Source organism: Brachybacterium sp. AOP25-B2-12, assembly GCF_052378625.1.
Lineage (GTDB): Bacteria > Actinomycetota > Actinomycetes > Actinomycetales > Dermabacteraceae > Brachybacterium.
Genome location: NZ_JBQSXW010000031.1, coordinates 1 through 20,077 on the forward strand (window position 1 = coordinate 1; position 20,077 = coordinate 20,077).

Here is a 20,077-nt window from a genome sequence, read left to right on the forward strand (position 1 = left end):
AACGAGAGCGGCGGCAGCGAACGCTAGGAAGACGGTTCGTGCGGGGCGAGGTCGCCGATCGACGACGCGCGCCCGAGGGCGACTGTGTAACGGCACGCGCGGAATCGTACGCCTGCGGATCGAGCGGTTTGCGCCAATGCCGGCTCTGCAGTCCGATCGCCTGCAGCCAAACGACAGTGTTGAGATCACCGCCCCCGGAGGGCAAGCACTCTCCGCCGCGAGTGACGACCTCCCTGCGCCACAGTTCCGATTATTCGTCGGCCAGCTCTAGGCGGTATCCCATGCCTGGTTCGGTGAGGAGGAACTGGGGGGCAGAAGGTTCGGGTTCGATTTTCTTGCGGAGCTGGGAGATGTAGAGACGGAGGTATCCGGTGTCCTCGATGTGGTCGGTTCCCCAGATGCTACTCAGCAGTGTTTGTCGGGTAACGAGCTTCCCCGGGTTGCGTGCGAGGAGGTCCAGGACTTGCCACTCGGTCGGGGTCAGCTTGATGTGGTGCGATCCTGTGTCGGTCGATCGGGTGATGCTGCGTGCGGCGAGGTCGACGGTGATGGTTCCCAGATGGATGCTCGGCTCGTGTTCGTCGGGGGAAGCTCTGCGGGTGAGTGCTCGGATGCGGGCCAGCAGTTCGTCGATGGAGAAGGGCTTGGTGACGAAGTCGTCCGCGCCAGCGTCGAGGGCCTCGACTTTGTCGTAGGAGCCGGTGCGTCCGGAGATGACGAGGATTGGAGTTTGTGACCAGCCGCGAATCGCATGGATGACGTCGATCCCGTCGAGCTTGGGCATTCCGAGGTCCAGGAGCGTGAGGTCTGGGTGGTGGTCGATGGCGGCGGAGAGTGCTTGGGCCCCGTTGCTGGCGGTGATGACGGTGTAGCCGCGGGCGGTGAGGGTGATACGTAGTGCTCGCAGCACCTGGGAATCGTCGTCGGCGATGAGGATCTTCATGACTCGGCTTCTGTGCTCGTGGTGGGAGGCTCGACCATGGGGAGGGAGATGACCATGGTGAGCCCGCCGCCGGGGGTGTCCTCCGGGGTCAGTGTGCCGTGCATCGATTCGATGAAGCCTTTGGAGAGCGCGAGGCCGAGGCCCAGTCCGGCGGAGTTGTCTGTGTCGCCAAGACGTTGGAAGGGAGTGAAGATCGCGTCCTTGCGCTCATCATCCACTCCGATGCCATGATCGGCGATCCGGATCTCGACGCGGTGCGCGAAGGTGCTGGTGGCAACGCGCACAGGAGCATTCGGTGGACTGAAGCGCTGCGCATTGAGCAGGACGTTGACGAGGACGCGCTGAAGAAGCACCACATCGATAGCGACGTGGGCTCCCTGGTGGTCGAGCGCCAGTTCGACGTCGAGCGGGCCGAGTTGGAGTTCATCGAGGGCGGGGGCGATTGCGTCGGCCGGGTCCGTGGGCTGGGTCGTGATGCGCAGAGCCTTCGCCTGCAGCCGGCTGACGTCGAGGAGGTCGGTCAGCAGGGAGGACAGGGCGGTCAGGCTCTCGCCCGCCGTCTCGAGGAGTTCTTGCCGGTCGGTGGGGGAGAGCGCGGGCCCCGACGCGCGCAGACCGCCCACTGCCGCGGTGGCGGCTGCCAGGGGACGCCGCAGGTCGTGGCTCAGGGCTGACAGCAGAGCACCGCGGACACGGTCCGAGGCGGCTATCGGTTCGATCTTCTCAGCGGCTTCTTGCAACCGTTGATGCTCGAGGACCGCGGAGATTTGTGCGGTGACGACCGAGAGAAGGCGACGGTCTGAGGCCCGCAAGTCAGGGCCATACAGCTCAAGGGTGGCACCCTCGCCGAGGTCGAGAGTGGTCGAGGGGAGCGCGCCGTCGGTGTCGCCCGCGGCAGCGATGATGGCCGTCGTGGAGCGCACAACGGTGGCGCGCAGTCGGAATGCTTCGCGGGTGCGGTCGACCAACGCTTGGATCGCATTGCTGCCTTGTAGGACACTGCCCGCGATGGCCTGGATCAGCTCGGATTCGGCGGCGGCGCGCCGCGCGGCTCTGGTGCGGCGCGCGGCGAGGTCGACGACGACGGAGACCAGGACGGCAACGATCACGTAGAGGATAAGCGCCTGAGCGTGCGATGCCTCGTCGATGGTGATCGTCAGGAACGGTTCGATGAAGAAGAAGTCCAGCGTGATGCCGGAGAGAACGGCAGCGAAGAGAGCCGGCCACAGCCCTCCGATGAGTGCGACCACGACAACGAGAAGCTGATACGCCAGGACCTCAGTCGTGATGGACTGTTCGTTACGTGCGCTAATCAGTAGCCAGGTCAACGCGGGTCCGCCCAGTAGGGCGGTGACCGCCCCCAGGACACGACGGCGCATCGTGAGCGCTCCACCGAGTCGGGGAAGGGTGTACCTGCCACCGGCTGCTGGGTGGTTGACGATGTGGACGTCTATGTCTCCGGACTCGCGGATCACTGTCGCCCCGATGCCGGGCCCGGTAAGGGCAGCGGAAAGTCGACCACGCCGACTTGCGCCGAGTACGAGCTGGGTGGCGTTGACCGATCGCGCGTACTCCACCAGTGCCGAGGGGATGTCCTCACCGACCACCTGAGCGAACGTCCCGCCGAGTTCCTCGACCAGGGCGCGCTGTTGTGCCAGGGAAGCGGGGTCGGCCACTCGCAGGCCGTCGTGGCTGCTGACATGTACCGCGATGATCTCGCCCCCGCCGGAGCGAGCTGCGATGCGGGCACCGCGTCGCATCAGGGTCATTCCTTCGGGGCCACCAGTGAGGGCAACGACTACGCGCTCGCGTGCTTCCCAGGTCGATGCGATCCCGTGCTCGGCGCGGTAGTCCCTCAGAGCGTGATCGACCTCATCGGCCAGCCACAGCAGCGCGAGCTCCCGCAGAGCCGTGAGGTTGCCGAGACGGAAGTAGTTCGACAGCGCCGCATCGACCCGTTCGGCAGGATAGACATAGCCCCCGGTCAGACGGTCGCGGAGCGCCTGAGGTGCGAGGTCGACAACCTCCACGTTCGTGGCCCTGCGCAGGAAGCGATCGGGAACGGTCTCCTGCTGAGGGACCCCGGTGATCTGCTCGACCACGTCGTTCAGGGACTCGATGTGCTGGATGTTCAGCGTCGAGATGACATCGATCCCAGCATCGAGAAGGTCCTCGACATCCTGCCAGCGCTTCTGGTGTCGGGAGCCGGGTGCGTTCGTGTGCGCGAGCTCGTCGACGAGTGCGATCTCGGGTGCGCGTGCCAGCGCGCCCTCGAGGTCCATCTCCTCGAGGACGACGCCGAGATGTTCCACGCTCCGGCGGGGCAGTATCGGCAGGCCTTCGGTCATGCGCGTGGTGGCGCTTCGTCCATGAGTCTCGACGATCGCGATGACCACGTCCTTGCCCTCACCGAGCAGACGGTGGCCCTCTGCGAGCATGTCGTAGGTCTTTCCGACACCGGGAGCGGCACCGAGCAGCACTCGAAGCCTCCCCCGTCTGCCCATGCTCAGTCCTCCTCCTCGTCAAGGGCCAGGTTAAGCTCCAGCACGTTCACGCGGGGCATCCCCATGGCACCGAGATCGGGCCGCTCAGTGTGGGCTTGAACGAGGTCTCGAACCTCCCCTGGGGAGACTCCACGCTCCCGGGCGACTCTGTCGATCTGGAGGGTGGCGTACTGGGGACTGATGTGAGGGTCCAAGCCTGATGCGGATGCCGTGAGGGCGTCGGCAGGGATCTCCGAGGCGTCGACGCCGTTGAACTGCGCGATCTGCATCCGTCGCTCCTGGATCGACGCCGTAAGGTCCTCGTTCTCAGGGCCCAAGTTCGAACCCGATGAGGCTCCACCGTCATATCCGTCTCCTGCCGCGGAGGGCCGGGATTGGAAGTAGGCGGCGATCGGTTCTCCTTCGGCGTCGGTGAAGTTCTGGCCGAGGAGAGAGGATCCGGCGGGCGCCCCCTCGGCGTCGTAGACGATCGAGCCGTTGGCTCGGGCGGGAATGAGTAGCTGTCCGACACCGGTCAGGGCGAGGGTGTAGAGGACCCCCAGCACGACTGTGAACAGCACCATGGAACGCACCGCAACCTGGACGGAGCGGGCGGTGGAACGGGTGGAGGTATGCATGGGTGAGACCTTTCACGAGCCACTGAAAAGAGTGAGCAGTACGTAGACCGCCCCCGTGAGGAGATAGAGCAGGGCGAGGACGGCCACGTAAAGGCCGACGGCGACACCGGCGATGTGCAGTGCTTCCCATCCGCTCCGCGGGCGGCCGCGCTTGAGTGTCGACACCTCAGAACCCCGGCAGCAATCGGACGGCGAGGTCGATCAGCCATATCCCGATGAACGGCGTGATGACGCCGCCCACGCCGTAGATCAGCAGGTTGCGGCCCAGCACCTGAGAGGCGTCGCCGGGCCGGTAGGGCACACCTCGCAGAGCCAGCGGGATCAGGAAGACGATCACGATCGCGTTGAAGATGATCGCGGAGAGCACCGCGGACGCCGGGGAGCTGAGGCCCATGATGTTGAGGACTCCGAGTTGCGGGAAGACGCCCATGAACATGGCGGGGATGATCGCGAAGTATTTGGCGAGATCGTTGGCGATGGAGAAGGTGGTCAGCGCGCCGCGGGTCATGAGGAGCTGCTTCCCGATGCGCACGACGTCGATCAGCTTCGATGGGTCGGAGTCGAGGTCGATCATGTTCCCCGCCTCCTTTGCCGCCGAGGTGCCGGAGTTCATCGCCACGCCGACATCGGCCTGAGCGAGCGCTGGGGCGTCGTTCGTCCCGTCGCCTGTCATCGCGACGAGCTTGCCGCCGGCCTGCTCCTTGCGGATGTAGGCGAGCTTGTCCTCCGGGGTCGCCTCGGCAAGGAAGTCGTCGACACCGGCCTCGTTGGCGATCGCGGCCGCTGTGAGTGCGTTATCGCCGGTGATCATCACGGTGCGGATGCCCATGGATCGCATCTGCGTGAACTTTGCCGCCAAACCCTCTTTGACCACGTCCTTCAGATGCACGACGCCCAACAACCGGCTATGGCCCTCACTGGTGCGGGAGGCGACGACCAGAGGGGTCCCGCCGCTACGGGAGATCTGCTGGACCGCGGAGTCGACGCTCTGTCGCGCGTCGTCGTCGACGTCACTGCCGTCTGCTTCGAGCCAGGCGATGATCGCCGTGGTGGCGCCCTTGCGGATCTGCAGGCCATCTGGCGTGTCGAGACCCGACATGCGGGTCTGCGCGGTGAAGGGAACGATGTCCCCCTCGGCGTGGGGGTCGACGTCGATGCCATGAGTCCGTGCAAGCTCCACGATCGAGGCGCCTTCCGGCGTGGGATCCGCCAAGGAGCAGACAGCAGCCGTTTGGATCATCTCGGGTAGGTCGACCCCGGGGGCGGGCACGAACTCACTGGCGCGCCGGTTGCCGTACGTGATGGTGCCCGTCTTATCGAGCAGCAGAGTGGTCACGTCCCCCGCCGCCTCCACGGCACGACCGGACATGGCCAGCACGTTGTGCTGAACCAGCCGGTCCATACCCGCAATACCGATCGCGGAGAGCAGCGCACCGATCGTGGTCGGTATCAGGCACACGAGCAGGGCGACCAGCACCGGGACGCTCACCGGGGCGGCGGTATAGGACGCTATCGGGTTCAGCGTCAGGGCGACCACGACGAAGACGATGGACAAGCTCGCCAACAGGACTCCCAGGGCGATCTCGTTGGGAGTCTTCTGTCGAGAGGCGCCCTCGACGAGAGAGATCATCCGATCAACAAAGGTCTCACCGGGCTTCGAGGTGATCCGCACGACGATCCGATCCGACAGCACCCGGGTGCCGCCGGTGACGGCGGATCGGTCGCCACCCGCCTCACGGAGAACGGGCGCGGACTCTCCGGTGATCGCGGACTCGTCGACCGACGCGATTCCCTGAACGATGTCGCCGTCTCCAGGGATAAGCTGCCCGGCTGAGATCACGACAACGTCACCCAGAGCGAGGTCTGACGAGGCGATCTCGCGGACATCGGCGCGCTCTGCGGCGGGGTCGTTCGTGTCGTCGTAGTTCTCGATGCGCTGCGCCGTGGTGCTGGTGCGGGTCCTGCGCAGTGACTCCGCCTGGGCCTTGCCCCGGCCCTCAGCCACCGACTCGGCAAGGTTCGCGAAGATCACCGTGAGCCACAACCACACGGCGATAGCCGAGGAGAAGGCCGCGGGTACCGCGGTGCCACCCGAGGGGGAGGGACCGCCGAGAAAAGGCTCCGCGATGGCGATCAGCGTCGTGAGGGCGGCCCCGACCCAGACGATGAACATTACGGGGTTGCGCCATTGCTGGCGCGGATCGAGCTTGCGCAGCGCGCCAGGAACCGCGGTGCACAGCGTCGTCCAGGTGGAGGCCCGCTGCGGGCGACCGGTGAAAGCGGCCGATGCAGGAGTTCGGACAGAGGTAGTGGTGGACATGTCTTACATCAACCCTTCCGCCAGGGGACCTAGCGCGAGTACGGGGAAGTAGGTGAGAGCCGTGATGAGGATGGTCATGACGACGAGCAGGCCGATGAACAACGGCCGGTGGGTCGGCAGAGTGCCGGCGGTCGCGGGGACCTTGTCTTGTGCAGCGAGGGAACCGGCCAGGGCGAGCACGAGCATGATGGGAAGGAAGCGACCCAGCAGGATCGCGACGCCCAAGGCCGTGTTCATCCAGGGCGTGTTGGCAGTGAGCCCAGCAAAGGCGGACCCGTTGTTGTTCGCTGCCGAGGTGAACGCGTACAGCACTTCGGAGAGCCCGTGCGTTCCGGGATTCCAGATGGACGTGGACACGACGTCGTCACGGACCCCGGGCAGAGCGAAGCTCAGGGCGGTGCCAGCGAGCACGAGAGTAGGGCTCACCAAGATGTACAGCGCCGCGAGCTTGATCTCGCGCGGGCCGATCTTCTTGCCGAGGTACTCGGGGGTGCGACCGATCAGCAGCCCGGAGACGAACACGGCGATCATTGCGAGGATGAGCATGCCGTAGAGACCGGATCCGACTCCGCCGGGGGCGACTTCACCGAGCATCATGTTGAGCATCGGCATCATTCCTCCGAGCGCGGTGAAGGAGTCGTGCATCGAGTTCACGGCACCGGTTGAGGTGCCAGTGCTGGTCGTCGCGAACAGCGTCGATCCGAAGATCCCGAAGCGCTGCTCTTTACCTTCCATGGCTGCGCCGGCTGCTTCCGGCGCGGAGCCCAGACCCGCCGATTCCAGTGCGGAGAGGATGGTGTAGGAGGCGAGGAACAAGGCGGCCATGGCTGCGAGGATCGCGGTGCCTTGGCGACGGTCACCGATGATGGTGCCGAACGTGCGCGGCAGGCTGAACGGGATGACGAGCATGAGGACGATCTCCAGGAGGTTCGTCCAGGCGCTCGGGTTCTCGAAGGGGTGAGAAGAATTCACATTGAAGAACCCGCCACCGTTGGTGCCGAGAAGCTTGATGGCCTCCTGCGAGGCGACTGGACCGCCCGGGATTGACTGCGTGGCGCCGGCGATGGTCTCGATCTGTGTGAAGCCGTTGAAGTTCTGTACGACACCGCCAATGATGAGGACAACGGCAGCGACGAAGGAGAACGGCAGCAGGATCCTCAAGGTTCCGCGCGTGAGATCGACCCAGAAGTTACCGATCGTGGCCGAGCCGCGGGAGGCAAAACCCCGCACGAGAGCCACAGCCACGGCCATCCCGACCGCCGCGGACGCGAAGTTCTGGACGGCCAGCCCGGCCAGCTGCACCGAATAACCCAGAGTGACCTCGGGAGAGTAGGACTGCCAATTCGTGTTCCCCACGAAAGAGCTCGCGGTGTTGAAGGAGAGGTGCTCACTCGGCGAGGGCAGCCCCAACGAATACGGCAGGAAGGGCTGGAGGCGCTGCAGACCGTAGACGAACAGGACGCCTACCGCTGAGAATGCCAGCACTGATCGGAGATAGGCCTGCCAGCTCTGACCGGAGCTCTCATCCACCCCCATCAACCGGTAGGCGCCCCTCTCCAACGCAAGATCTTTCGATGAGGTGTAGACGCGAGCCATGTAGTCCCCGAACGGGCGGTGCACCATCGCCAGCACAAGAGCCACCGCCGCAAGAGGTGCCAGCGCAAGTATCCACGTCATCAGAATCGCTCCGGCTTCACGAGAGCGACGACCAGGTAGAAGACTGCGAGGACCCCGAGCCCAGCCGCGATGACCCCGAATGCGATCAAAGCTTCTCCACCGCCTTACCCACGAAGCCAATGGCCACGAAGAGGGCGATGACGCCGGCCACATAGAGCAGATCAAGCACGGGGGACTCCATTCGGAGGAAGCCAGCACCTGGAGGTGCTGAGCGTCCACGTTGGACGCACAAGCCGATCTAACCGCCACCGCAGGGACAGAAGGCGCTTCCTAACGGAACGCATACGGTGATCGGGTAATCCCTTACGGACCTCCTCACACACGGACCTCTCGAGCGCTCCCCAAGGTGCAGTCTTGTGCCCGTCGAATCTCCGAACTCACACCGCGGCGACGCAACTCCTTCGCGATCAGTTGCCAGCGAGGCAAGCTTCCCGATCCACTAGCGTGTCTCTTTGGGGTATACCCCGTGCGACAGATGTGTCGCAAAACTGCGATATCGGACCCTAATGGGAACCGTAACTGACGATCTAGTAACTGTCCTGCTGGGGTGCCCCAGTTTGGTGCGGGCTCAGCGACGCCGAGGGTGACAGCGATCTTCGCATCAGTCCCTCGAGGACGCGAGTCTCGGCACGGTGCCGTGGCGCCCGATCACCGCCAACGCTCATGGTGACTGGATCAACCAGCGCGATGAGGAGTACTTGACGTACCCGATCCTCGGTGGCGATACCGGGGGCAGGCCGGTCGTGTTCGGGGGGTACAGCGCGGGTTTGCAGACCAACCGCGACGCCTGGGTGTACAACTCCTCTCGAAGCGCCCTGGACGCCAACCTCGCCCGCTTCATCGGGACGTACAGCGAAGAGCGCGCCCGCTTCGCCGGGTGGGCGGAAGCCCAGAAGCTCAGTGCACCCAAGGGTGCCGACACTGTCGGGGTCGTCTCCACGGACGAAACTCGGATCAAGTGGACCAGCGGGCTGCGTGACCGGGCCGCCAAGAATCGTGACCTCAAGCGATCCGACGCCAACGTCAGCCACAGCCTCTATCGACCGTTCATGGTCCAGAACGTCGACCTCACCGACGGGCTCATCCATCGACCCGCCGTCGCTCGCCGCTACTTCCCGACGGCCAAGCACGAGAACTTTGGGTTCTACCTTACTGGCATCGCGTCTCATCAAGAGTTCTCCTCGATAGGCACGCGGCTAGTACCCGATCTCCATGCACTCGACACCGGCCAGTTCTTCCCCCGCTACCGATGGGAAGCCACCGACGCCGGAACCCTCGCACTGGAATTGGGCACCGACGTTCTCGACGGCTACCGGCGCATCGACAACATCACCGACGGATTCCACACCCTGATGCGCGAGCGCTACGGCGCCGACGTCACCAAGGATGACGTCTTCTCCTTCATCTACGGCTTGCTCCACTCCCCCGAGTACCGCGAGCGCTACGCCGGGGAGCTCAAGCAGATGCTCCCCCGCATCCCCGACGTGTCACCCGCCGCGTTCACCGCCTTCACATCGGCCGGCCGCGAGCTGTTCGGCCTCCACGCCGACTACGAGGACGCGGAGCTGTACCCGCTGGAGGTCATCGGCGGGGAGCAGCCGCCGCTCGGCGACGAGGAGGGGTACTACCGGGTCGAGAAGATCCGTTTCCCCTCCGGCAAGCGAGCCGCGGACACCCCGGACTCCGTGGTCCTGAACCCGCACCTCACGGTCACCGGCATCCCCGAGGCCGCGTACCGGTACCAGCTGGGTTCGCGCAGCGCGATCGAGTGGGTCATGCGCCAGTACCAGGTGAGCACCGACAAGGCATCCCGGATCGTCAACGACCCCAACTTCTGGGGCATCGAGCACGGCAACCCGCGCTATATCCTCGACCTGGTGCAGAAGGTGGTCAGCGTGTCCGTCCGCACGGTCGAGATCACCGACTCCTTGCCCTCTCTCGCCATCGGCGACTGATCCCGTGACCCTCACCCTCACCCCCGAGTTCCGCGCGGCGCTCGACCACCTGGAGTCCGGGCATCACCTGTTCCTCACCGGGAAGGCGGGCACCGGCAAGTCGACGCTGATCCGTCGCTTCCTCGAGATCACCGACCGCACCGTGGTCACGGTCGCGCCCACGGGCATCGCGGCGCTGAACGTGGACGGGTACACGATCCATCGGCTCTTCTCCTTCTCCACCGGCGTCTCCGAGCAGGCGGTGCGCGGGCCCGACTACTACCCCGGGCGGTTCGCCAAGACCCTGGCATCCCTGGACACCCTCGTGATCGACGAGGTCTCGATGGTCCGGGCGGATCTGTTCGACGCCCTGGTCGCGGCGCTCGAACGCTTCGGGCCGCAGCCGGGTGAGCCCTTCGGCGGTGTGCAGCTGGTGCTCGTCGGGGACCTCTATCAGCTGCCACCGGTGGTGACCGACGCCGAGGCCCCCTACATCGATCAGAAGTTCGGCACCCCGTACTTCTTCTCCGCGCACGCCTATGACCGCGAACAGTTCCCGGTGGTCGAGCTGACCACCGTCTTCCGCCAACTCGGTGACGACCGCCTGGTGCACCTCCTCAACGCCGTCCGCGACGGCGCGCTGCTGGACGACGCCCGCGCCGAGCTCAACGCCCGCACGCGCACGGATTTCGAGCCGCCCGTCGACGAGTTCTGGCTGACGCTCGCGACGACCAACAGGATCGTCACGGCCCGCAATCGCACCCTGCTGGAGCGCCTGCCCGATGCCCCGCAGGTCTTCGCCGCAACCCTCTCGGGCAGCACCGACGGGTTCGAGCACCCGGTGGAGGACACCCTGCGCCTTGCCGTCGGCGCCCAGGTGATGCTGCTGAACAACGACCCCGCGGGCCGTTGGGTCAACGGCACCATCGGCAAGGTCACGGGCATCGGCACCGACGGCGACGGGCCGTGGATCGACGTGGAGATCCGCGGCGGTGCTCACGTCAGGGTGCGGCGCCACACGTGGGACATCACGCGCCCCGTCGTCACCGCAGGCTCGCTCACCCATGAGGTGATCGGCACCTTCACACAGCTGCCGCTCAAGCTCGCCTGGGCCATCACCATCCACAAGTCCCAGGGCCAGACCCTCGACAACGTGGTCGTGGACCTCACCGGCGGCACCTTCGCCAACGGACAGCTGTACGTGGCGCTGTCGCGCTGCACGAGCCTGGACGGCCTGGTGCTGCGCCGCGACGTGCTGCCGCGAGACCTCAAGGCCGACCCCCGCGTGCGCAGATTCCTGACGACGGGCACCCGGACGGATGCGGCCCTCGGGTACGCCTACATCTCCGCGCTCACCGTGGGGCACGCCGGTGACAGGTATCGGCCTCGCCCCGTCGAGATCGCGGTGGTCACCGACGACGGGGATGCCGCGACGACCGTCGTCAACCCCACCTCGGACCTCTACACCGCGCAGTCCGACTACGGGATCACCGCGCGAGACGTGCAGCTGGCACCCGTGCTCACGCAGGCATGGGCGGCGCTTTCGCCCCTGCTGGCCGGCCGCATCCCCGTGGGTCGACGGATCGACGAGCTGCTGGGCTGGATCGACTTCGAGCTCAAGCGGCACGACCGGGTCGAGCCGATGCCGCTCGGCATCGACCTCGATGCGGCCCCCGACCCGCCAGCCGCCACCACGGCCCTCGCGAGCCGACGATCCCTGGACCGTGCCCGCGCGTTGGCGGACCTCCATCGTTCGCTGCTGGAGACCTCACACGGTCGAGGACTGGAGTGGGAGAACGGGAGGCCGTTCCCGGCGACGCCGCGAGGTCGCGGCTACCTCTTGGCGCGGTCCACGGGTGAGAGCGGCCAGGCCTCACCGACCGGTTTCGTGGTCGGCGGCAATCTCTCTGCCGAGGACGATGCCGCACAGGTCCTCGCCGAATGCCTCGGCGTCGCGTGGGGCCGGGTCGTCGACCTCGACGAACCCCTCGTGACCAGGGTCCGAGAGGTCGAGAGGCACTTCGGGATCTCGGTGATCCCGTCCGGGTTCGAGCTCGCCCCCGCGCTCGGGATCGAGGACGTGCTCCTGCCCGGCGCACGCATCTGCTTCACGGGGACCGTCGAGAGCGAGCTCCATGGCACCGTCGATCGCGACCGGATGGAGACGCTGGCCGCCTCCCGAGGACTCGTGCCGGTCGCGTCGGTGACCAAGACGAGGACCGATGTTCTGGTCGTCGCGCAGCGGGGTTCGCAGTCCGGGAAGGCGAAGAAGGCGGCGGAGTGGGGGAAGCCGGTGATCGCGGCGGAGGACTTCCTGGGGTGGGTCGGAAGACCGTGAGACCGAGTTCCCGCCTTGGGAGCCCGCATCGCCCGTTCGTCAGTCGCACCTCCTACGCTGATCCTGAATCCGCACAGAACCTGCCGCATGCAATCAGGGAGGAGATGCCATGGCCGCCGTCACCCGAGCTCTCGAGAACCGCAGCCTTTTCGAAGACGGCAGTGTCCTGGCACTGTTGCGCACCGACAACGCGCCGTACGTCCTAGGGCTTCTGGCCGAGCACCTGGGCGCCGACACCCGCACCCGCACCGCCGCGGACCTCTACGACCTCCTCGGCGGGGATCTCGACGAACTACGGCTCCTCGGGGTCGCCGACCTGCCCCGCAGCGCACAGCAGTACTGCGCGACCTGGGTGAAGCAGGGCTACCTGTCCCGGCGGGCCGCGCGCGAGGAGCGCACCGAGGAGTTCTCCCTGACCGAGCACGCCTTCGCAGCGCTGCGGATCCTCGACCAGGTGAACGCACCGCAGGCGACGGTGACCCGCTCCCGGCTCACCCTGCTGACCGAACGCCTGCGCACACTCGCCCGGGAGACGGATCGGGACTCCGCGCGGCGCATCGACGCGCTGCGCGCCGAGCAGGAGAGGCTCGACGCGCAGATCAGCGCGGTGCTCGAGCTGGGTGCCGAGCCGATGCCCGTCGCGCAGGCGCTCGAGATGATCGAGGAGCTGTACGAGCTGGCCCTCGACGTCCCGTCAGATTTCGTGCGCGTGCGCGGGGAGCTGGAGCGTCTGCACCGGCGTCTGCGACTCGACCTGGTCGAGCACGATGGTTCGCAGGGCGAGATCCTCGAACAGCTCTTCCTGGGGGTCGATGCGATCGAGGGCTCCGAGGCCGGGCAGTCCTTCGCGGCCTTCCACGCGCTGCTCATCGATCCGGTGCAGGAGGCGCGCTTCCACGAGGCGGTCGACGCGCTCGCGACCCGCGATGTCGCGGCGCGTTTCGGTCGCGATCGCATCGCGTACCTCCAGGGCTATCTCACGCGACTCCAGACGGAGTCCCACCAGGTGCGCCACGCCATGATCGACCTCTCTCGGTCCCTGCGTGAGTTCGTGCGCTCACGACAGTTCGAGGAGTTCCGGGCCCTGGCGGACAGGTTGCGGCGACCGCAGCGGCTCGCGCTGACCATCGCGCCGCACGTCCGCCCCCTCACCAAGCTCGACGTCGAGCTGACACCGTCGGGTCTGATACCGCATTCGGTGGGCCAGCTGCGCCTGTACTCGCCCTCGCTCAGCACCGCGGACGACGCTCTCGGTCTCGCGGAACCGGCGCCGCTCGACCTGGACGCCCTGCGGGCTACGATCCGCGAATCCGAGATCGACATGGCCGAGCTCGCGGACGCCGTCGACGATGCGTTTGGTCGCCACGGCACTGTCACGGTCGCCGACGTCCTCGCCGATCACGCCGCCACGCAGGGCCTCGCCTCGGTGATCGGCCTCCTCGTGCTCGCGCAACGACACGGCGAACCGGTGGTCGGCGACGACGGCGGCACGAGAACGGAAGCCATCTCCTGGACCACCGGAGGCGCCTCGCCCCACGCTCGCCGTGCGCAGATCACCGCCTATCGCTTCACCCGTGCCGTCGGGAGGGACACCCATGGATGACCTCGAACTCCGAGAGACGGCCTTCGAGGCCGATGATGTCGCCTCTCCGTCCTACGACCGGATCCAGCTGTGGCCCGGGGACCCGGGGACGCTGGATCTCGACGTGCGCCGAACTCTTGTGGCCCTGTTGCGCGGCCCGTACCTCTCCCAGCACCACGCCCCCGACCTCTGGTCCGTCCTGCTCGCCCACGAGCACGAAATCCGCAGCCGTCTGGGAGACCTGCTGCTCGAGCTCACCCTCGACGCCAATACCGAGGTCGCATTCACCCGCAACCTCACACCGGACCCGGAATTCGAGCGGCCGATCCCCACCGTCCTCCGAGGCGTGACGCTCACGTTCATCGACTCCGCGCTGCTGCTGCACCTGCGCCAGCTCCTGCTCCAGGGGGCGGCACGCCAAGAACGCATCGTCGTGGGACGAGACGCCTTGGAGGCACACATGCGCTCCTACGCCGTCTCGAGCGGGAACGACGCGGCCCAGTTCACCAAGCGGCTGCTCGCGAGCATCAACAAGATGGTCAATTGGTCGATCCTGCTGACGACCGACACCGACGAGCGTTGGGAGATCTCCACGGTCCTCGGACTCATCCTCACGGCCGAGGACATCGGAGGCATCGAGGCCGAGTACGCACGACTGCGCGATCAGCCCGGGGCCCAGGCCGCGGAAGAGGATGCTCCATCGGAGGAGAAGGCATGACCCCACATCCGCTCGACCTCGACACTGCCCAGCGGGTCCCGCGTACCGACCCCATAGAACCCACAGCACTCGGGACGGTCGACCGCACCTCCGACGACCCCGGATCACCCTGGGTGGAGCCACCCCCGACCCATCCCGGTCAGATGCGACTGGCCCGGATCCAGGTGCACAACTGGGGAACCTTCGACGGAGGCCACGACCTGCCGGTCCCCCGGGACGGCCTGCTGCTCACCGGGGAATCCGGCTCCGGGAAGTCCTCGATCCTCGACGCGATCAGCGCGGTGCTGATGAAGCCGGGCGAGACCCGGTTCAACGCCGCCGCGCAGGACGGACCCGCCGGCGACCGCGACCGCACCCCCATGACCTACGTGCGCGGCGCGTACCGTAAGCACACCGACGACGAGACCGGGGAGGTTCGACCCGGGTATCTGCGTCCGGCCGCAACCGTGTCCGGGATAGCCCTCACCTTCGGGGACGGCCTGGGAACGCGGGTGACCGCGATCCGCGTCTCCCACGTCGCCGGGGCCTCGACCTCGGCTGCGGACCTGCGCACGGCCTACCTCCTGTTCGACCGGGACATCGCCCTGGCCGACGTGCTGAAGCTGTGCCTGAAAGGCATCGATCGCCGACGCCTCAAGCGTGCACTGGACCCGCAGGTCGCCGAGGACACCTACACGAAGTTCGGGGTGCGCCTGCGCCGCGACACCGGGATGGGGAGCGAGGCAGCCCAGCGCCTGCTCCATCGCACCCAGTCCGCGAAGTCCCTCACCTCACTCGACGCCCTGCTGCGGGACTTCATGCTCGATGTCCCTCCCACGTTTGCTCTCGCCGATCAGGCGGTCGAGCACTTCCGGGCGCTGCAGGATGCGCACGCGACTGTCGTCGATGCGCGCGAGCAGGTGGAGACTCTCCGGCCGCAGCGCGAGATCTGGCGCGTCCACCTCACAGCCAGCGCTCAGCGGGACCAGGCCGTGCAGCTCAAGGACTCAATCGACACGTTCCGCTACACACTCCTCGCCGACCTCGCGGAGCAGGATCTCGAAAGGATGCAGGTCGAGGCAGAGGCTGCCCGCCACATGGCAGAGCGCGCCGAACGCGCCGAGGCGGAAGCGATGGACGCCCAGCAGGAGAGCGCCCGCGCTCTCCACACCCAGGGCGGCGCTGACCTCCACCTCCTCGACCGCGACCGCCGCGAGGCCGAGGAACGGATCGAGCGGATCGAACGCGAGCGTTCCAGGATCCGTCCCGTGCTGGAGCGCCTCGATGCGCCCATGCCTGTGAACGCCGGCGAGCTCGCTGCCGCGCACGTGCTCGCCCGCCGAGAGCAGGAGGGCATCGCCCAGGCGAAGGAGGACCAGTTCACGGCCTCCGGGCCCACGCACGCGGCGTACCTCGCCGCTCGTGACCGCATCGCCGCGCTCGAGGCGGAGATCCGCTCCCTGAGCACGCGCCGCTCCAACCTCCCCGCGGGGCTCATCGAGGTGCGCGATCAGCTGGCCACGGCCAGCGGGGAACCACCCGCCTCGCTGCCCTTCGCCGGCGAGCTGATGGACGTGCGGGACCCCGCGTGGCAAGGGGCCGCCGAACGGCTGCTGCACGGACTCGCGATCAGCATCCTCGTCCCGGACCGGCTCTACGGCGTCGTCTCGCGCGCGGTCGAATCGCGCCACTGGGGCACACGAGTCTCCTACGAGCGGGTACGTCGGATCGACGACCTCAACGAGGGCCCGAACGCACGCTCCGAGCACACCGTGTCCTCCGTGCTCCAGCTCGCGGAATCGCCCCTGCGTCCGTGGCTGCGCCGTCGGCTCGCGCAGTCCTTCCCCCATGTCCTGGTCGACGACGCCACGGACCTGGCGCGCCACGAGCGCGCCCTCACCCGGGAAGGGCAGATCAAGAATCGTGACAGTCACATCAAGGACGACCGGTTCCGGATCGGGGACCGCAGTCGGTGGGTGATCGGCACGGACAACGCACCGCTCGTCGAGTGGACCCGCGTGCAGATCCAGCGCGCGCGGGCAGATGCCCAGACACATGAGCGGGCGCTCGCGGCCGTGAAGAAGCAGCAGCAGGAGCTCGAGGAGCGATCGCGAGACCTCGAGGCCCTCCTCGATACGGCGTGGGGTGCCCTCGATCTCGAGTCCCCGCGGGGCGAGCTGCAGTCGATCCAAGAGCGCACGGAACGTCTGCTGGCCAATGCGGATCTCGCCCAAAGACGAGCACACCACGATGCCGCGACCGCCTCGGTGCACGCAGCACGGTCCGAGCGCGAGCGCACCCGGGACGCGTATCGCGATGCCGCATCGGCGTCGGCCACTGTCGAGACCGACCTCGCAGAAGCGCGGCAGCAACTGGCCTCACGCGCCCGCGACGGCCGCGAACCTCTGCCCGCGACGCATCGCTCCGCCCTGGAAGCACGTATGCGGGGTCAGCGTCGCGTCACGCGGGCGAATCTGCCCGACGCGATCCTGTCGCTCGGCAACGACCTGAACACCGAGTTCAACGAGGCCGAGCGCACCATCCGCACCAGCGAGGCCGATCTCGCGTCCGCCCGCGCCCAGTATCTGGCGCGCTGGCGGGAGCGCTCCGTAAACCTGGTGGACGCGATCGACGCCACGGAGGACTTCCTGACGATCCTCTCGCGCCTGGAAGCGGACCGCCTTCCCGAGTTCGAGAACCGGTTCCGTGAGCTGCTGCGCACCCAGTCGCAGAACAACATGGGTCAGCTGCGGGCGGTCATCGGCCAGGCGATCCGAAACGTGCACCGCAGGCTGCTCCCGGTCAACGACTCGCTCCGCGCCACCTGGTTCGACACCGAGCGACGCACACGGCTGCGTCTGAAGGAGCAGCAACGTCACAGCGGCGAGGTGAAGGACTTTCTCGGGGAGCTGCTCGCAATCACCCAGGGCGCTTTCGGACAGACCGAGGAGACCATCACCGACGCCGAGGCGCGCTTCGCCCGTATGGACGCGCTGCTCCGCCGTCTCGGTTCCACGGAGCCCGCCGACCTGAGCTGGCGGCGGCGTGTGCTGGACACCCGCCTGCACGTGGAGTTCGTCGCGGAGGAGGTGGACGCCGCCGGTGAGGTCCTGGACATCTACCGCGGCTCCGACGGTCGGTCGGGCGGGCAGCGGCAACGTCTGGTCACGTTCTGCCTGGCGGCGGCCCTGCGCTACCAGCTCACCGATGCCGCCGAGGGTGTCCCGCCGTACGGGCTCGTGGTCCTCGACGAGGCGTTCGACAAGACCGACATTCATTTCACCCGCGCCGGCCTCGAGGTCTTTCGCTCCTTCGGGTTCCAGCTGCTGCTGGCGACACCACTGAAGATGCTCCAGACGATCGAGGAGTACGTGGGTGGCGCCGCCGTCGTCTCGAAGTCCGCGGGCAACACGTCCACCGTCGCGGCGGCGACCTTCATCGCCGAAGCCGACGCCGGGGGCGGCCAGACCGGGACGACGCGATGAGAGATCCGCGCGAGGTCCGGGAGCTGCTGGGCACACGGACCGAGCGATCTCTGGCAACTTGGCTCGCCGCGCCGGACGAAGCAACCGTCTCCTGTCCCTTGCAACCGCCGACGGCGGCGCAGGCCCTTGCGGAACCGTCGACCGTCTCTGCCTGGATCGACGCATGGCGTCAGGCTCCGCCACCGCTGTCGGAACACGTCCAGTGGGAGGAGCGCCGATGGGCGCACCTCGGTACCCAGCGGATCCCAGTGCGATGGTCGGCGACCGGCGCGGATGCCCTGGTCGCAGGTGCCGGGAACTCGACGTCACAGGCCTGGCGTGTGCTCCTTTCCCGCGTCGAGCGGGCGACGGAGCTCCTGGATGGATCCAGCCTCGTCGAGCGGGGCACGCCGACAGTGGCAGACCAGCCTGTCGCCCTGCGATCCGCGATCGCCGTGGCGGTCGCCTCTCTGCGGACGCGGTGGGTGGAGATGCCCGAGGTCGACGCGGAGCTCGCGATGCAGGCCGCGAGCTGGTTCCTCGCACATTCCAGGTCGGGCCTCCGCATCCGTCAGGTTCCCCTGCCCGGGATACACACGAAGTGGTTGCAGGCGCACCGCGCCGTGGTCGAACGCCTCGTGGCGGCCGCACGTGCCGACGGCTCTCGCGAGCTCGGGCTCGCACCCGCCCCGGACTTCCACGACGTGCTGGTCCTGGACCCTGTCTTGAGGGGCGCACCATCCGGTGACGGTGGGGCGTTACCCGGGCCGGCGTTCCCCCGTGCATCGCGGATCGACCGGCGTGATCTTGGGAGCCTCGGGCTGGTTCCTGAGGTAGTGATCGTGTGCGAGAACGCGGAGACCGTGCAGGTCCTGCCCGACATCCCTGGTGCGGTCGCGCTCAGCGGAGCCGGCATGAACGTGCCCGGACTCCTGGAGGTGCCGTGGGTGCAGAGTGCGCCGGTGCTCTACTGGGGTGACCTCGATGCCGACGGCTTCCGGATCCTCGCGCGCGCCCGGCACCATCACCTTCGGGTGCGCAGCGTGCTCATGGACCGTGCGACGTTCGAAGAGCACAGTGCGCTGGCAGTCACAGGCGGGTCTCGTGCGCTCGTCGAGCTCGGGCAACTCACCGATGCCGAGCGAGCCCTGCACGACGAACTTAGCGTCTCGGGGGACAGACTCGAGCAGGAGAGGATCGAGTTGGGGTATGCGGAGCGAGTGCTTCGGGAGCAAGCGGCTCATACGCAGTCGGGAGGATGGGTCGGCGGGGATTCTAGGTGATCGCCGGGATCTGCTGCAGGGTCGAGCCGCATGCTCGCCGGCCGGAGCTCGGCGCTCATGCGGACGATCTGCCCGATGCCGAACTGGCGACCCGGCAGGATCTGGCGCAAGCCGGACGCCCGCGGTGTTCGATCGCGCCACCGCGTCTTTCGTCAGTCTGACATCGACGAGGCGTTCGAGGCTATCTCGATCCCCGGCACCACGAACCGCCCCCACGTGCATATCCGGTGTTCCCCGCCCGCGGTATGGCTAACGGGCTCGCGCTGGCGCGGGCGCTGCAACAATCGTCCTAACGGGCGCTGACCGATGCGTACCCGTACGTCGCACCGAGGACGAGGTGAGTCCGCTGCTCCTGACCCCCTTCGGACACGGCGAAGCGATGGCGGTCCGGTGGAGCACCCACGGGATCGTCACCAGGAGACGGGTTGCCCCCCCCCGGGAATCCCGAAGTTGTCGTCCATATACCTGATGGGCATCCACGGATCGTTGCGGAGGCGCAGGGGCTCGACCGGGAAGCGTTGCGGGTCATGACGTTGCGGTCACCCGGGCAGCGATCCGGGAATGGGCCACGGCCGTCACAAAGAGTGGCGCTTTGACCACGGTCGCACGGGACGAACACGTTCCGCTACCCCTATGGTTGGCCCAGTTCCCCGTCGGACGACTTCACGGGTTGAATTCGATGTCCGCCCAGCTCCCACCTCTCCGTCTAAGCCGAAAT

12 protein-coding genes are annotated in these 20,077 nt (G+C 67.2%); 6 read left to right on the forward strand and 6 right to left on the reverse strand.

Features of this window, described 5'->3' with window-relative positions; translation table 11 throughout:
• Positions 1–250: 250 nt before the first annotated feature.
• From ACT3TZ_RS14555 to ACT3TZ_RS14580, 6 genes are all read right to left on the reverse strand, one after another.
• Positions 251–943: a response regulator transcription factor gene (locus ACT3TZ_RS14555; protein WP_443337232.1), complete on the reverse strand. Its 693-nt coding sequence runs from the start codon at positions 941–943 to the stop codon at positions 251–253.
• A complete protein-coding gene (locus ACT3TZ_RS14560; protein ID WP_444584153.1) occupies positions 940–3,447 on the reverse strand; it encodes a DUF4118 domain-containing protein in 2,508 nt (835 codons plus the stop codon). Before ACT3TZ_RS14560 ends, ACT3TZ_RS14555 begins: the two co-directional genes overlap by 4 nt.
• Before the next feature lie 2 nt (positions 3,448–3,449).
• A complete protein-coding gene (gene kdpC / locus ACT3TZ_RS14565) occupies positions 3,450–4,064 on the reverse strand; it encodes a potassium-transporting ATPase subunit KdpC (protein WP_444584154.1) in 615 nt (204 codons plus the stop codon).
• 166 nt (positions 4,065–4,230) lie between these two features.
• Entirely contained in the window at positions 4,231–6,384 is a 2,154-nt protein-coding gene (kdpB, locus tag ACT3TZ_RS14570) for a potassium-transporting ATPase subunit KdpB (protein ID WP_444584155.1), read from the reverse strand.
• Positions 6,385–6,387: 3 nt separating this feature from the next.
• Complete coding sequence (gene kdpA, locus ACT3TZ_RS14575) at positions 6,388–8,061, reverse strand: potassium-transporting ATPase subunit KdpA (RefSeq protein ID WP_444584156.1); 1,674 nt, start codon at positions 8,059–8,061, stop codon at positions 6,388–6,390.
• On the reverse strand, positions 8,061–8,150 hold the full coding sequence (locus tag ACT3TZ_RS14580; protein WP_443337242.1) for a potassium-transporting ATPase subunit F: 90 nt from the start codon (positions 8,148–8,150) through the stop codon (positions 8,061–8,063). Before ACT3TZ_RS14580 ends, kdpA begins: the two co-directional genes overlap by 1 nt.
• Positions 8,151–8,759: 609 nt before the next feature.
• Here ACT3TZ_RS14580 and ACT3TZ_RS14585 point away from each other — a divergent pair.
• The 6 genes from ACT3TZ_RS14585 (at position 8,760) to ACT3TZ_RS14610 (ending at position 19,359) form a co-directional block, all read left to right on the forward strand.
• Positions 8,760–10,016 (forward strand): type ISP restriction/modification enzyme, encoded by a 1,257-nt coding sequence (locus ACT3TZ_RS14585; RefSeq protein ID WP_444584157.1) that lies wholly within the window; start codon positions 8,760–8,762, stop codon positions 10,014–10,016.
• Positions 10,017–10,020: 4 nt separating this feature from the next.
• Positions 10,021–12,333, forward strand: coding sequence for an AAA family ATPase (locus tag ACT3TZ_RS14590; RefSeq protein ID WP_444584158.1), 2,313 nt, complete (start codon positions 10,021–10,023; stop codon positions 12,331–12,333).
• Between the two features lie 109 nt (positions 12,334–12,442).
• Positions 12,443–13,936, forward strand: coding sequence for a DUF3375 domain-containing protein (locus ACT3TZ_RS14595; RefSeq protein ID WP_444584159.1), 1,494 nt, complete (start codon positions 12,443–12,445; stop codon positions 13,934–13,936).
• Positions 13,929–14,633 carry a DUF4194 domain-containing protein gene (locus ACT3TZ_RS14600; RefSeq protein WP_444584160.1) on the forward strand — a complete coding sequence of 235 codons (705 nt, stop codon included), beginning with the start codon at positions 13,929–13,931 and terminating at the stop codon, positions 14,631–14,633. Before ACT3TZ_RS14595 ends, ACT3TZ_RS14600 begins: the two co-directional genes overlap by 8 nt.
• Entirely contained in the window at positions 14,630–18,097 is a 3,468-nt protein-coding gene (locus ACT3TZ_RS14605; protein WP_444584161.1) for an ATP-binding protein, read from the forward strand. The genes ACT3TZ_RS14600 and ACT3TZ_RS14605 overlap by 4 nt, the downstream gene beginning before the upstream one ends.
• Entirely contained in the window at positions 18,094–19,359 is a 1,266-nt protein-coding gene (locus ACT3TZ_RS14610; RefSeq protein WP_444584162.1) for a Wadjet anti-phage system protein JetD domain-containing protein, read from the forward strand. Before ACT3TZ_RS14605 ends, ACT3TZ_RS14610 begins: the two co-directional genes overlap by 4 nt.
• The last annotated feature ends 718 nt before the right edge of the window (positions 19,360–20,077 follow it).